The following is a 15,337-nucleotide window of genomic DNA, read 5'->3' as shown; positions in this document are numbered from 1 at the left end:
TTTAATCCATATTTGCCATAAAAACGAAATATAGTATCGAAATACAAAATTTGAATGATGTAATTTAAAATATCTTAAAAGATTGTCGATTTAATTATGATTTCGATAAAAAAATTGACAATATTTATTTTGTATTTAAAAATTCCCCCCTTACATTTACGGCATGTTAATCACAGCAGCGATTTATTTTACCTTCTTTTACTTTTACTTTCGAAGCAAAAATCGAATCGGAGCTGTGTATTCCCTAGCCAAAAACTAAAAGAAAAATAAAACACAAAAAGCCCGGTTCGAAAGAGTCGGGCTTTTTTCATTTAAAACGCTCAAACCGTATGAAACCACACAAACAAATCAAAGATTGGGGACTTGGTCTCACCACCCCTCTAATCATCGCAGGCCCCTGTTCGGCAGAAACTCCGGAGCAAATCGAACAGATTTGCAAAGAAATGAAAGAGGAAAATATGATTCCACAGCTTTTTAGAGCTGGAATCTGGAAACCAAGAACTCGTCCTGGATCTTTCGAAGGAGTGGGTGAAGAGGGACTCAAGTGGATGGAAATCGTCCGTCATCACTTGAATATTCCCATTACCGTGGAAGTGGGAAATGCTGCTCATGCCGAACTGGCACTCAAACACAAAGTAGACGTGCTTTGGATCGGAGCCAGAACAACTGTCAATCCTTTTGCCGTGCAGGAAATCGCTGAGGCGCTTCGCGGTTCAGATGTTCCAGTAATGGTCAAAAACCCCATGAATCCAGATTTGGACCTGTGGATGGGAGCTTTGGAACGAATGCACGCCGTAGGAATTGATAAATTGGCAGCGATTCACCGCGGTTTCTCGGATGCCTATGATAAACGGTTTAGAAACAAACCCAACTGGTCTATGCCGATTCACCTTAAGCGGGTTTGGACAGGAATGGAAGTGATCAATGACCCCTCTCATATTGTAGGAAGGAGAGATGGACTTTTGGAAGTAGCGCAGCGCGCGATGAATTTCGGACTGGATGGCCTGATGATCGAGACCCATCATGATCCAGACAAAGCCTGGTCGGATGCCAAGCAGCAGGTAACTCCAGCCCGTTTAAAAGAGATGATTGATTCGATTGATTTCAAAGAGCCGCTGGAAAACATGAAACCAGATGAGCGACTTCAGGACCTTCGTCGTGCCGTGGATCATTTGGACGATCAGCTTTTGGATATTTTACAGGAACGATTTGCAGTCATCGATCAAATTGGAGAGCACAAACGTGAACATCACCTGACGGTATTTCAATCCAATCGATGGAAAGAAGTCATGGAAAGCAGAACTCAAAAAGGCGTGGCAAAAAACCTCAGTGAAAAATTCATGAAAGAGTTGCTTTATACCATTCATGAAGAATCCGTGAAGCGACAAGAAAAGCAACTCAGGGAAGCAGAACCTATTAAAAAATAAAAATTTATCGGTTGAGCAAAACTCAAGAAGGGGAATACTCCTCCCCTTCCTCTTTTTGATTTAACTTGCTCTGAAATTAAATTCTTGTGAATCCAGTAAAATTCAACTCCAATCCAGAAGCATTAATCAAAGAAGAAATCCGACCCTTGGATTTCTCCCAACTTTTGGTTTTAACTGACCAAAATACCTTTCGGGATTGTTATCCTTTGATTGAAAATAGCCTTCCCGAGCATTTTGTTTTTACCATTTTGCCTGGAGAAGAATTCAAAACTTTGGAAACCTGTGCCGGTATTTGGAAAAAGATGACCGAATTAGCATTGGACCGAAAAGCTTTGGTACTCAATCTGGGTGGGGGCGTACTTGGTGACATGGGGGGATTCTGTGCCAGCATTTTCAAACGAGGCATTCAATTTATCAATATGCCTACAACATTGCTCTCCCAAGTGGATGCGAGTGTTGGTGGGAAATTAGGGGTGGATTTTCAAGGTTTAAAAAACCATTTGGGTGTATTCAATGAGCCCAGATGTGTGTTGATCACTACCCAATTTCTTCAAACCTTGCCGGAACAGGAACTACGCTCCGGTTTTGCTGAAGTCATTAAACATGGTTTGATTAGAGACAAAACCTATTTTGATTCCCTAAACTTTGAAAACTGGGCACAAAATGACTGGAATCTACTCACCTTCCAATCGGTTGAAATCAAAAAACAAGTAGTACAAGAAGACCCAAAAGAACTTGGACTTCGAAAAATCCTCAATTTTGGTCACACCCTGGGACATGCTTTGGAGACTTTTTACCTTAATGGGCCGCATCATCTCCTTCATGGAGAGGCCATCGCCGCAGGAATGATTTGCGAAGCTTGGCTTTCGGTAGAAAAAACTGGCTTATCGAAGCAAGAACTTACTGAAATTACTGAAAAATTGATTCAGGTTTATGGGAAAATCAAGATCGATTCATCCGATTGGGAAGCTATTTTGGAGCTTTGCCTTCAAGACAAAAAAAATGAGGGAAGAACCATGTTATTTTCTCTTTTGAAAGGGATCGGTTCCTGTTCCTTCAACATTCCTGTAAACAGGGAAGAAATGAAACAAGCCTTAACCTATTACTCTACTATCTAACCTTGGAAACTCAAGCTATGGAACTGCTTCAATTATCACAAAAATCCAATTTTGAGACAGTTCAAATCCCTCTTCCTTCCTCTAAAAGTGAATCCAATCGGGTGCTAATCATCGATGCATTAACCGAGGGAGAAAACCAAATCAGCAATTTGGCCGAAGCGCGTGACACGCAAACAATGATCAACTTGCTCAAGACCAATCCTCCAGTTTTTGATGTCTTGGATGCCGGGACAACCATGCGGTTTTTAACCGCCTTTGCTGCTGTGACCAACCAAAATAAAGTCATGACCGGCACTCCCCGAATGTGTGAGCGACCCATCGGAATTTTGGTGGATGCCCTCCGGACCATTGGTGCAGAAATCCATTATTTAACTAGTGAAGGCTATCCCCCATTGGCCATTCATGGTTTAAATAAACAAATCAGTAATCAGGTAAAAATCCGAGGAGACGTTTCCAGCCAATACATTTCAGCCATGCTGATGATAGCTCCGGTTTTACCGATGGGTTTGGAATTGCAGTTGGAGGGAAAGGTCGGCAGCAGAACCTACATTGAAATGACGCTTGAACTGATGCGAAACTTCGGAATTGACTACACCTGGAAAGAAAACCAAATCACAGTCAAGCCTCATCCTTACCGGCCTTCCTCGTTTTCGGTAGAAAGCGATTGGTCCGGGGCAAGTTATTGGTTTAGCCTTTTAGCCTGCGCCGACTCCGGGGCATTTTTCCTGAACGGATTAAAAAACAACAGTTTGCAAGGGGACTCTGCCATCGTGGAAATCATGGATCAATTGGGAATAAAAAGTACATTTGAAAAAGAGGGTGTTCTGCTGGAAAAGCAAGCTGTGAAAGGATTAAAATCTTATGATTTCACCCATTGCCCTGACCTGGCTCAGACCGTAGCAGTCACCTGTGCAATCCTAGGCCAAAATTCAATTTTCACCGGATTGGAAAGTCTCCGAATCAAAGAAACGGATCGGATTTTTGCACTTCAGGAAGAACTTGCCAAATTTAATGCCCAACTCCAAGAAATCGAGCCCGATGTCTTTCAGGTGATTCCCTCGGTGACCATGCCTCATGAGGTCAAAATTCACACCTACGACGATCACCGCATGGCCATGGCTTTTATGCCCTTACTAACCAAAACCAAGGTCATTATGGAAGATCCGGCTGTCGTCAACAAAAGCTACCCCAGTTTTTGGAAGCATTGCCAACTTGCCGATATTACCACCCAAAAATTATGAGCCTAAAAATTGCCATCCAAGGAATTCCAGGTTCATTTCACCATCAGGTGGCATTGTTGGAGTTTGGGAAAGATTGTAAAATCATTCCCTTCAACACCTTTGAGCCCGTGGCCAAATCGGTGGTAGAGGAAATTGCAGATGTTGCCGTGATGGCCATCGAAAATTCAATTGCCGGAGCCATTCTTCCCAATTACGAATTGATCGATCGATACGATTTACACATTTGGGATGAATTTTACCTTCCAATTTCCCATCAATTGATGGCCCTTCCGGGTCAAAAAATTGAAGAATTGACCCAAGTCCGTTCTCATCCCATGGCACTTTTGCAGTGCAAGCAATTTTTGGGACAATTCCCAAACCTGCTCCAACTCGATGATATGGACACAGCCTCGGTAGCCAAACGAATCCAGGATGAAAAGTTGAGGGGAACTGCAGCAATCGCCAGTAAAATCGCTGCCGCTAGTTATGGCTTGGAGATTCTCGCTGAGGATATTCAAACAGTAAAACATAATTTTACCCGATTTATTATTTTAGGAAAAGAGCCTAAAAATGCCCCTTTCACCGATAAAGCCTCCTTAAAAATCACCATCAAAAACGAATCCGGAGGCTTGGCAAAATTGCTGACCATGTTGGCTAAATATGGTCTGAATCTGAGCAAAATCCAATCTATTCCCGTAATGGAAAAACCCTGGGAATACGCCTTTTTCATCGATGCTGTTTTTCAGAATTGGGAAAATTACCAACAAGCCATGGACCAAGTCGCAAGGGATTTTGGGGAATTGAAAATTTTCGGTGAATACAAGAATAGAAAGCCATGAAGGGATATGCAAAACGAATCGAATCGATTCAGGAATACTATTTTTCCGCAAAATTAAGAGAGGTAAATCAGTTCATCGCAGAGGGTAAACCAGTGATCAATTTGGGAATAGGAAGTCCTGACCTAGCCCCTGCTGATTCGGTTACTACCGCATTAAAAAATGCTGCAGATCAATCCCAAGCTCACGGCTATCAGCCCTATCAGGGAATTCCAGAGCTCAGGACGGCCATGGCTGCTTATTATCAGCAGGCTTTTGAGGTACACCTGAATCCGATTCAGGAAATTCTTCCCTTAATGGGGAGTAAAGAAGGCATCATGCAGGTGAGTTTGGCTTTTTTAAATCCCGGGGATGAAGTATTGATCCCCAATCCCGGTTATCCTACGTATCGCTCCGTCACCGAACTGCTGGAATGTACTCCCATAGATTATGAAATTACTGAAAATGGAGAACCCGACTGGCACGTTTTAGAGTCAAAAAATTTGACAAAAGTAAAAATTATGTGGGTGAATTATCCGCATATGCCAACAGGAATCAGAGGAAATAAGGAGCTATTTGAAAAGCTGGTTCGCTTTGCGGAAAAACATCAAATCCTGCTAATTAATGACAATCCCTACAGCCACATCCTCAATTCAGAACCGAGCAGCCTTCTGAAAATACCCGGAGCAAAAGAAGTAGCAATGGAGCTCAACTCCTTGAGTAAAACCTTCAATATTCCAGGTTGGAGAGTCGGGATGCTCTGTGGAAAAAAAGAATGGGTAGCCGCAGTATTGAAAGTGAAATCAAATATGGATTCGGGTATGTTTTTAGGTATCCAAAAAGGAGCAATCGCCGCTTTAACCCTACCTAAAAGCTGGTTTGAGGAGCTCAACCAACACTATGAAAGCAGAAGGAAATTAGTCTGGCAATTGGCTGACTCCTTAAATTTGAGCTACTCGACTGAGCAGTCAGGTCTTTTTGTCTGGTGCCAAGTTCCAGAAGGAAAATCAGCAGATGACCTGGTGGACTTCTTACTTTATGAAAAAAACATCTTCATCACGCCTGGACATATTTTTGGCAGCAAGGGAACCCAGCATGTTCGAATTTCTCTTTGCCTGCCCGAGTTTAAAATACTAGAAGCGATCAAACGAATCAAACCGAATAAATCATGAATAAAATACACCTCATCGGACTTGGATTATTAGGGGGATCTTTTGGGCTAGGAGCACGAAAAAAATTCCCTGAATTAAAAATCACAGGCCATGATATTTCTCCTGAAAACCTTAGAGACGCCCAAACCTTGGGGATCATCACTGAAGCCAAAGAACAAGCCGATCAAGATACCGATATTGTAATTTTGGCTACCCCGGCAGATTCTTTAGGTGATTTGCTGGTTCAGACCTTAGATCAAATCGGACCACAAACCCTGGTCATTGACTTAGGATCAACCAAATTCAAGCTTTGCCAAAAGGTACAAACCCATCCAAAGCGTGCTCAATATTTGGCTGGTCATCCAATTGCGGGGACAGAATATTCCGGACCAAAAGCAGCCTTTGCAGATTTACTGGATAGAAAAGTCATGATTCTCTGCGAAATGGAAAAAACCGATCTTCACTTAAAGGAAAAAGCCTATCAGCTTTTCGAGGCCCTTAACTTGAAACTTCGATTTATGGATCCCCAAGAGCATGATCGGCATTTGGCATTTGTTTCCCACCTTTCCCATGTAAGCTCTTTCATGCTGGGAAAAACAGTCATGCAGAAAATGGCCGATGACAAAAATATTTTTGACATGGCTGGTTCAGGATTTGCATCCACTGTGCGATTGGCCAAATCAAGCCCCGCCATGTGGGCTCCGATTTTAACTGAAAACAAGGACAATATCTTGGCAGCATTGGATGGCTATATTGCCAACCTTCAGGGTATCCGGTCAAAAATTGCTGAAAGCGATACGGATAGTCTTTATCGAGATATGGTTGAAATCAATAAGATTCGGGATATTTTAGATTTAGAAAAATAAGCACAGATGAAATCGAGCACGACGTACCCGTCACACACCGGGATGATTGGAATTGCGAGTTTCCATCTGACCGTTAAAAAACAAATTATAAACAGATGAAATCGAGCATGACGTACCCGTCACACACCGGGATGATTAGAATTACGAGTTTCCATATGACCGCTAAAAAACAATTATAAACAGATGAAATCGAGCACGACGTACCCGTCACACACCGGGATGATTGAAATTGCGAGATTCCATATGACCGCTGAAGAACCAATTATAAACAGATGAAACCAGAAAAAACCACGACTCGCCTCGTGGTTTTTTTGTTGGTTCAAATTGGATGTTAGATCATTTTCCTAACTTAAAGCAAAATATCCACTTCCCGATGAAAGCCTATTTCCTACTAGTTCCCCTGCTACTCTCTTTTCCTTTACTCGCTCAGCAAGAATGGAATATTGTCATTCCCAAATCCGAAGCTACAGCCCGCCATGAAAACTCCTTTGTGGAATGTAATGGGAAATTTTACCTCATCGGGGGTCGAGGTGAACGCCCTGTAGACCAATATGATCCCAAAACGAATTCCTGGAATGCCATCGCGAGTGCTCCAATGGAAATAAGTCATTTTCAAGCAATTGCTTACGAGGATGAAATCTGGATTTTGGGAGCCTTTACCGGAAACTACCCTCATGAAACACCTATTGAAGATATTCTCATTTTTAATCCCGCGAAAAAAGAATGGCGAAACGGCCCAAAAATTCCAAAAGAAAGACTTCGGGGTTCAGCCGGGGTGGCCGTGTATCAAAATAAAATCTATTTGGCAGGAGGAATCATTGACGGGCATTATGAAGGTTTTGTCCCTTGGCTAGATGAGTTTGATCCTAAAACGGGAACATGGACTGTTCTCCCAGATGCTCCCCGCCCAAGAGATCATATCAGCGCAGCAATAGTGAAGGACAAACTCTATTTGGCTGGTGGACGAACTTCCCATGCTGCCATCGGGAAAGTACTGGAAAACACAGTTGGCGCCGTAGATTATTACGATTTCAAAACCCATACATGGAAAACAGAGAATGAAAAAATCCCCACCAAACGGGCAGGTAATTCCAATTTGGGAGTCGGAAAATACCTCATTGTTCTGAATGGAGAAAGTGCCAGTCAAGAGTCAGCCCATTCCGAGGTGGAAGTTCTCAATACAGAAACCGGAACCTGGAGCACCTTACCCAATTTAGGGCAAGGAAGGCATGGTACGGGCGTAGTTTATTACGATGAAAAAATTTGGGTCGCTGCGGGCTCTAAAAATCGAGGTGGAGGACCGGAAACAGCACTGATGGAAGTGATCAAATGGAAAAACCCAGAAAATTAAAATCTCTTAATTTTCCCTAATTTTAAGAAAACTCAGCAGCGGAACATCACTTTGGTTCGTCCTTTGACTTTAGAATAAACCTGCTAAACACAAATTTTATGAAATCTTTATTTTCCCTGATCGCTGCGGTAATGATCTCCGCGTTTTCCTATGCTCAACAATTGGAGCAAATTCCTTTAATCGAAGTAGAAGGCTACAGCCTGCGGATGGTAAATCCCGATGAAGCGGTTCTGATGATCAATCTGGAGGAAAAAGCGATGAAAGTCGTCGATGCCAGCAAAGTTCTCAATACCAAAACTCAAAAATTGGCAGACGAACTTAAAAAAGCGAAAGTTCGGGATTATAAGTTGATTGCCGATAATTACTCGGTAGATATCAACAGAATTTATCGCAGTGGAACTAGTCGAGATAGTGGCTTTGTGGCTCGTCAAAGCCTGCGAATTGTCACCTCAAGTACCAATGAAGACCTTCAAAAAATCATCGAAGCCATCAATTCTGCCGGAGATATGAGTTTTCAGTTAGGCTTCCAAATTTCAGAAGCAACTCAAAAATCACTGGAAAACACCTTGCTCACCGAAGCTTTGAAAAATGCAGAAAGTCGGGCTCGCTTAATTGCCGAAACACTTAATATCCGTAGTATTAGAGTCCATCACGTTAGTATGGATACGCCAAGGCCGATCTTTCCTACGATAAAACTGCGTGCAACCAACACGATGGCTGAACAGGCCGATACCTTGATAGAATCCGATGAACAACGCGTAGAAAAACGTGTTTATGTCAAATACACTTACTAAAAAAAAAGGCCGCTTTTGCGGTCTTTTTTATTCCTTTTAGAGGAATATCCGCTTTTTAACGAATTCAAAAATAAATGCATAACATTCGGGATTTTATTTTGATATGTATTATCGATAGATATCAAAACAGAATTTTCAACTTCAAAATTTACCCATAACAACAAAATACTATTGTTTACATCCATCCCAAATTTACATTTTTTTGAACTATAAGAGTGTTTTTTTAGTTATCTATCTATGTTTTTATTTTGTCAAAACCTGAACCCAATTCCTATGCAGGCAAGAATCTACCCGCTTTTTCTTCTTCTATTTCTGGTCATTTTTCATTCCAAAGGCCAAATTTCCTCGATCAGTCTGGATGTCGTTCAACAGAAACTCAATGGCGGAAATCCACTCCCCTCTGAAGAATCATTTTACATCCAAGGAGCCATTCCAGAAGGCATTGAACTGGTAAAAGTCAGGATTTACCCATCCAACAAAAGTGAATCCAAAGGCTACGATTACCAGTGGAAAACTCCTTTTGGCTACCAAGATCTCTCTTATCAATTGTTGGTTTCGGATCCGCTCCGGTCCAGTGATGAATATCATCTGACGTTTAGCTTTTATCAAAAGGCGGGAGAACAGCAAATGCAGGAGGTTCGTGCTTTGATTTTTAAAAATATACAAACCTATCTCAGCACAGTTACTACGATTCGAAAAGGCAAAATCAAATTTTTGGATTCTCAGGAAATGATTCTGAGCCGCCTCAACCAACTGGTGGAAGAGGGAGCCTATTATTTTGAATTGCCGAATGGAAAAGCGTTTGGAGGATTCAGCGATCTGGTGAAAAATAAGCTAGAGCAAGGCAAAAAGCTCAAGCTCAAAAACGCTAAACTCAACCTTCCCGATTTGAAAGAGGAGGAAAATGCCCGAGCCTCTTATGCCCTGGAATATTTGAATGCACTGGAGTCGACCCTTCAAACCGAAGTTGACCAGTACCTAAGTCCTCATATGTTAGTGCAAGTGGATGAATTGGAATTTAAAAACTATCCAAGTGAGAAAAAGCCCAATTCCTTAACCTTGAATGCGGGATATGGTGCCATCATGCTAACGGAAGGCTTACCAGATCGGGAATTTGTCAGTAGCCCCTATGCAGGTTTGTCTTTCCCGCTCGGGAACCGGGCATTTAACCGATTTATGAATAATCTTACCCTTTCCACAGGGGTATTTATTTCTGGAAATTTGGAAAATTCTCAAAATGAACGAATTACGGGACCAATTTTCAACCGGCCAATTTATGCAGGACTTGGGTACAATGTCTTTCGCTTTTTCAGAATTAACGCAGGAGCTTCCTTCTTGACTACCAATCAAATGGATGGCACAAAAAACCGAAGTATCCATCCCTACATCGGCATCAGTGCGGATTTCAGGATTTGGTTGGGCTTGGGAAATAAATAGGGAGTGATGACCGCTTCAAAAGAAAATGTAGATCAATGAAAAAGTTATTACTCACCTTACTCCTTTCCAGCTCGGTTTATTCAGCCTTCGCGCAGCTTCATGGCTATAAATGGCGATTGGGCATCAGTACGGGTACCACCAATTATTACGGTGATATCCAACCATTTGGTTTGGAATCATTGGATGATTTACCGAATTGGTACAAAAGACATCAAAACTATGCTCCGGAATGGTCATATCAAGCGTCTTTGGAGTATGCGCTTAGCCCTTCCACCGGATTAATGCTTTCTGCCGGAACCTACCAATTTGGCTCCTCAGACCGCTTTGTCCAAAACGATGGAACTTACCTGAATCCAACCCGAAATTTTGACCGGGCCTTAAATTTCCAAACCCGATTGGTGGATGCGGGATTGTCTTTGGTAGTCAAGCCAGACAATAACTGGTTACTGGCTGGAAAATCATTCTTTGCCCCCTATTTGACTTTCGGAGGAGGTCTTCAACACTTTGAAGTCAGAGGGGACCTTCTTGATGAAAATGGAAATCGATACCTATACGATACTCATCAACCCCAAACCGACGGGGTGTTTGAAACCAAACTGAATCCATTAACTACTGAACGGGAAAGCTCCTACCGAAACCTAACCCCTTATACAAATTTTGGAATGGGATTACGAGTTCGAGTTACACCACAAGTGGAGCTTTTTGCCCAATCCACATTCAACTATGCTTTTACCGATTTTTTGGATGATGTTTCGGGTAGGTACAAGGTAAATTACCAATCAAGTTTTCAGGAATATGCTGCCAGACCGGGAGAGAATCGCCCGATAAGGGAACAACCCTATCGCGGAAATCCCAACGGGCGAAATGACTGGTACATCTACCATGGTTTCGGGATCAAATTTAGTTTTGGTGCCAAGAAACAGGCCTTCAATTTTCCCACGATCACGCAGCGATACGAAGTTAAAATCAAGAAAACCGAAGAAAAAACAGGCACAGAAAATTCCAAAGATACCCTTGGTCAAAACGAAACTTTCAGGATCAATCCCTATTACTCAGGCATTCCAGTTCCAGCAGGAAAACCTAAAAAAACAAGTCTTGATTCCACCAAATTGAAGGAAAGAGTGGACCTGAAGATCGCACAAGACTCATTAATTGACAAGCGGGACAGCATTTCAACTGCTTTGAACAGTCTCCAACTATTTGAGCAATTAATCTTAGCTGACACTCTTTTGGCAGATTCTCTCAAACAATCCCAAAGAGATTCTTTGACTGAAAAGCAGCGCCAGTTGACCAATCAATTGCAACAACTTGACTCCCTTAAAAGTAATAATGATCGCTTGTTATCCAACCTTAATTTAACCTTAGATTCCTTATCTGAAGAAAACCCTCCATTTCTTTTGGACTATTCAAGGCTCCCGGCAAGAGTCTTCTCCCTAGAAGATAGCAGTTTGGCAATCCATTCACCCGAAATGGTCAGTAGATCAGAAATGGAATCTGAACTAAACAAACTCCGCATCGAAATGCTCCAAACCCAGGCAAAACGGGATTCAGTTTTAATCCTGGCAATCTCCAGTTTGGCCAATCCAACTAGGCCCACTGAAAATCAAAATTCAGGCACTTCAGAACTCATCCGGGAAACCTTTTCGGAAAAAGAGACGCGTACAATTGAAACCAATAATTTGGATGAAAACAGCCGAAATCGAATGTTAAGGGACGCCTTGCTATTGGGTGGAGCGGCAGCAGCCACATCGGCTGTTTCTTCGGATAGAAGGCCTGATTCCATTGGGGTCAACAAAGAATATGTCGTGCTGGATTCACTTCTTTTGGATAAAATCCAACGGGACTCCCTTTTGATCGACAGTCTTCAAAATCAGCCTGTGAAAATTGATACAGTCGTCAAAAAGATGAAGAACATAGCGCTAGTAAATACACTTATCCACGACAGCTATTTTGAAATCAACCAAGAAAAGCTAAGTGAAGAAGAAAAGGAAAAGATAAATCAGTTTATCCTAGATTTACCTCTACAGGAGGATTTTCTAATTCAACTCAAAGGATTTGCAGACCATACCGGGACTCTTTCATACAACCTCAAATTGATTGAAAAGCGGGTTCAGGAAGTGAAAAAATTCCTGGTTGATGAATTGGAAATCAACCAGGACCGAATTTCTATTCAAGAAGGAGGGTTAATCCAACGAAAGAGCACCTCAGGCTCATACGATCAGGACCGAAGAGTGGAAATCCGAGTCCACAAAAATTAATAAAATCAGCCCAAAAGCTGAATCAGAAATGCCAGCACACCTAAAATCAGACCAAGCATAAATGCTTGATAAGCCTGTCGGAGTAATTTATATTTTCGATTTAACACCATACTCTGGTAATACAGGGAGGTGGACATTTGATCCATAATTTCCCCCCTAGAGTTCATCGTATCCCGTAATTGGGCGAGATATTGATCTTTGCTCAAATAAGAAACCGAACCAAAAAAGATCAAGGAATGCTTTTCAGTCGATCCTCCGGTAGGTTTCCCCACTATTTTGGGCTTTGCAGCTTGAACTGCCAAAATCGTGGAACTTAAGCATGTCAAAATAAACAGCATAATCGGAATTAAATTTACTAGATTCCCCACATCCAATTGCTGCGCAACAGACCCAAAACCAATCAGTGCGACCATAGACGAAATCACCAAAGCATTGATGGATATGATAATATTAGCCTTATTATCGGCAATTTTAAGCAACTGCGCATTATTATTAAAAGTCACTCGATAGAACGTCTGTCGCTCTCGGGATGTCTTTTCTGCTTTCTGTTTTTCAAAAATCTGAACGTCCATAGTTTTGGTGGGAATAGTTTTGAAATTAATCATTTTTTTGAATTTCAACTGAATTTTCAAATCAGCAAAAGCCCTTGCTCGCAGAGAATTTCCCAAATCTCCGAGGCTATCAGTTCTTCAAAATCTCCAAATTTTTCCGAATAGCTCAACTTAATCTGGCGGAATTGCTGAAGCGGTTTTTGATAACTGACCTGATCCAAAAACTCCTTAACCCAGTGACCGAATTCAAGCGGAAGCTCCAATGCCAAATCCTCATTTTTGGAAGAAAATATCAAGTCGCAAGATTCACCATCCTCTGAAACAATCAAATCAGGAGACTCTCCTATCCATAACAACCGAGTTTGATCTTTAAGTTGAAAATTTCGATCAGATTTCAGTTGACCGGAGATGTAATTCTTAGGAATCGAAGTGATAGGCACCTTGGAGTCAAACCACTTTCCCAAAGGTATCTCAAATCCTACCCCATGCATGTAGTTGAAAAGTGATGTTCTCAATCCCTCACCAAACCGGTCGTGGGCCGCCCCTGTGGGATCTTGGTGCTCGAGTTCATTGTTGGCAAAACTTCCCAATTCCGGATGAAGGATTTTGACTTGGAAATTTTCCGGATTTAAACCCACCGGACTATGGGCCGTCAAGGCAAAACGATGCCAAAATCCAGACTGTAAAACCCCTTTTTCGAAAAGCTGCCTGACCATTTCCAGGGAATCAATGGTTTCCTGAGCGGTCTGGGTAGGAAAGCCATACATAAGATAGGCATGTACCATAATCCCTGCCTGTGTAAAGTGATTGCATACTTGAGCTACTTGTGCCACCGTGACCCCCTTTTTGATCAGTTTCAATAAGCGGTCGGAGGCCACTTCAAGTCCTCCTGAAACTGCAATACAACCGGAAGCCCGCAACAGGCGACAAAGGTCAGCGGAAAAACTACTTTCAAAGCGGATATTAGTCCACCAAACAACAGCCAGTCCACGCCTGAGAATTTCTATCGCCAAGTCCCGCATCAAAGCTGGAGGAGCAGCTTCATCGACAAAATGAAATCCGGTCTGACCTGTCTGCGCAATGATTTCCTCGATTCGATCACAAAGGATTCCGGCATTAATAGGCTCATAGCGCTGAATGTAATCCAGAGAAATATCGCAAAAGGTGCATTTCCCCCAATAGCAACCATGGGCCAAAGTCAGTTTATTCCAGCGGCCATCTGACCAAAGCCGATGCATGGGATTGGGAACTTCTATCACCGAAAGGTAATCCCGAAGCTTCAAATCACTATAATCAGGCGTGCCCACCTCACGCTGAGGGACATCCTTTACTTCCGAATTGATAATAAAACGTACTTGACCCTGCTGGCGAATAAAGGTTCTCTTTAATTTTTCCACCGGAATTTCCCCAGCAAGATGCTGCAATAGCAATCGAACGGGGGCCTCACCATCATCTAAAGTGATATAGTCCGAAAAATCAAAAATCCTAGGATCTCGGAGCGAGCGAAGCTCCGTATTGGGATAGCCTCCCCCCATCCACAATTTGATGTGGGGATGATGTTTCTTTACGTATTGTCCACAACGAAGTGCTCCGTATAAATTACCAGGAAAAGGGACCGAAAACGCAACCGAGTCCGGGTGATGTTCCTGAATTTTTTGCTCTAAAATTTTCCACATTAGTTCAGTAATCAAACTCGGTGGCCGATGCAACGCTTCAAAAAGCTCGTCAAAGGATTTAGCCGAAATAGCCAATCGCTCCCCATAGCGACTAAATCCAAAATAGGGATCGATGATTTCCTGGATCAAATCCCCCAAATCTTCCAGATACAAGGTGGAAAAATACCTAGCCTTGTCTCGGCTACCCAGGCTACCAAATGCCCAATCCAATTCTTCCAATTCTTCAAATCGCTTAGCCTGAGGCAAAAAATCGCCCTCCACGATCCGATAAGCTAACATCGGATCTTTGTCCTGAAGAAATGCTATCACCTGATCGATGGTGTTTAGATACTTTTTACGAAGTCTAAAAATGCGACCTGTATTCTCAGAGAGGGAATTGGAATGATTTTCTACCGTGTCAAATACACGTTGGAGCCCATTTTTGGAGAAAAGTGCCAAAATCACCTCAATACCTAAATCAGCTTGACTGGAATGCAGACCCAATGTTTTCAGGTAGCCCTTGAGGTAAGCAGTGGCAGGATAAGGGGTATTGAGCTGCGTAAAAGGTGGAGTAAGGAATAAAACTTGATGATTCAAGAGAGTGGAGTTTTTCATTACAAATTTGGAAAGGTTTGGAGGAATTCCGTCCATTTAAGCATTTATTTCTTAGGCAGGGAAAGCTTTCCTTTTATCA

General features: G+C 42.3%; 12 protein-coding genes. 10 read left to right on the top strand and 2 right to left on the bottom strand.

What is annotated here, in order from left to right; all coding sequences use genetic code 11:
- Window positions 1-329 precede the first annotated feature (329 nt).
- The 10 genes from Q0L00_RS04190 to Q0L00_RS04145 all read left to right on the top strand — a co-directional run bounded on the left by Q0L00_RS04190 (window position 330) and on the right by Q0L00_RS04145 (window position 12,437).
- Window positions 330-1,427 carry a chorismate mutase gene (locus Q0L00_RS04190; protein ID WP_297335607.1) on the top strand — a complete coding sequence of 366 codons (1,098 nt, stop codon included), beginning with the start codon at window positions 330-332 and terminating at the stop codon, window positions 1,425-1,427.
- 86 nt (window positions 1,428-1,513) lie between these two features.
- The gene (gene aroB, locus Q0L00_RS04185) at window positions 1,514-2,545 is read left to right on the top strand and encodes a 3-dehydroquinate synthase (protein ID WP_297335606.1); all 1,032 of its coding nucleotides are present in this window, start codon (window positions 1,514-1,516) and stop codon (window positions 2,543-2,545) included.
- A 17-nt stretch (window positions 2,546-2,562) separates the two neighbouring features.
- Window positions 2,563-3,786 carry a 3-phosphoshikimate 1-carboxyvinyltransferase gene (locus Q0L00_RS04180; protein ID WP_297335605.1) on the top strand — a complete coding sequence of 408 codons (1,224 nt, stop codon included), beginning with the start codon at window positions 2,563-2,565 and terminating at the stop codon, window positions 3,784-3,786.
- The gene (locus Q0L00_RS04175) at window positions 3,783-4,604 is read left to right on the top strand and encodes a prephenate dehydratase (protein ID WP_297335604.1); all 822 of its coding nucleotides are present in this window, start codon (window positions 3,783-3,785) and stop codon (window positions 4,602-4,604) included. Before Q0L00_RS04180 ends, Q0L00_RS04175 begins: the two co-directional genes overlap by 4 nt.
- Window positions 4,601-5,752, top strand: coding sequence for an aminotransferase class I/II-fold pyridoxal phosphate-dependent enzyme (locus Q0L00_RS04170; RefSeq protein WP_297335603.1), 1,152 nt, complete (start codon window positions 4,601-4,603; stop codon window positions 5,750-5,752). The genes Q0L00_RS04175 and Q0L00_RS04170 overlap by 4 nt, the downstream gene beginning before the upstream one ends.
- Window positions 5,749-6,597: a prephenate dehydrogenase gene (locus Q0L00_RS04165; RefSeq protein ID WP_297335602.1), complete on the top strand. Its 849-nt coding sequence runs from the start codon at window positions 5,749-5,751 to the stop codon at window positions 6,595-6,597. The genes Q0L00_RS04170 and Q0L00_RS04165 overlap by 4 nt, the downstream gene beginning before the upstream one ends.
- A 373-nt stretch (window positions 6,598-6,970) precedes the next feature.
- Window positions 6,971-7,948: a kelch motif-containing protein gene (locus tag Q0L00_RS04160; RefSeq protein WP_297335601.1), complete on the top strand. Its 978-nt coding sequence runs from the start codon at window positions 6,971-6,973 to the stop codon at window positions 7,946-7,948.
- A 98-nt stretch (window positions 7,949-8,046) separates the two neighbouring features.
- Window positions 8,047-8,742 carry an SIMPL domain-containing protein gene (locus Q0L00_RS04155; protein WP_297335600.1) on the top strand — a complete coding sequence of 232 codons (696 nt, stop codon included), beginning with the start codon at window positions 8,047-8,049 and terminating at the stop codon, window positions 8,740-8,742.
- Between the two features lie 273 nt (window positions 8,743-9,015).
- Window positions 9,016-10,179 (top strand): hypothetical protein, encoded by a 1,164-nt coding sequence (locus Q0L00_RS04150; RefSeq protein WP_297335599.1) that lies wholly within the window; start codon window positions 9,016-9,018, stop codon window positions 10,177-10,179.
- Window positions 10,180-10,214: 35 nt separating this feature from the next.
- Complete coding sequence (locus Q0L00_RS04145) at window positions 10,215-12,437, top strand: OmpA family protein (RefSeq protein ID WP_297335598.1); 2,223 nt, start codon at window positions 10,215-10,217, stop codon at window positions 12,435-12,437.
- A gap of 5 nt (window positions 12,438-12,442) precedes the next feature.
- Here the strand turns inward: Q0L00_RS04145 and Q0L00_RS04140 are convergent, their stop codons facing one another.
- On the bottom strand, window positions 12,443-13,042 hold the full coding sequence (locus tag Q0L00_RS04140) for a Pycsar system effector family protein (RefSeq protein ID WP_297335597.1): 600 nt from the start codon (window positions 13,040-13,042) through the stop codon (window positions 12,443-12,445).
- 23 nt (window positions 13,043-13,065) lie between these two features.
- On the bottom strand, window positions 13,066-15,258 hold the full coding sequence (locus Q0L00_RS04135) for a B12-binding domain-containing radical SAM protein (RefSeq protein ID WP_297335596.1): 2,193 nt from the start codon (window positions 15,256-15,258) through the stop codon (window positions 13,066-13,068).
- Window positions 15,259-15,337: the final 79 nt, after the last annotated feature.

Source organism: Algoriphagus sp. (assembly GCF_024305035.1).
Taxonomy (GTDB): Bacteria; Bacteroidota; Bacteroidia; order Cytophagales; family Cyclobacteriaceae; genus Algoriphagus.
Note: the sequence above shows the minus strand (reverse complement) of the source record. Positions and strands in the feature narration are given on the sequence as shown.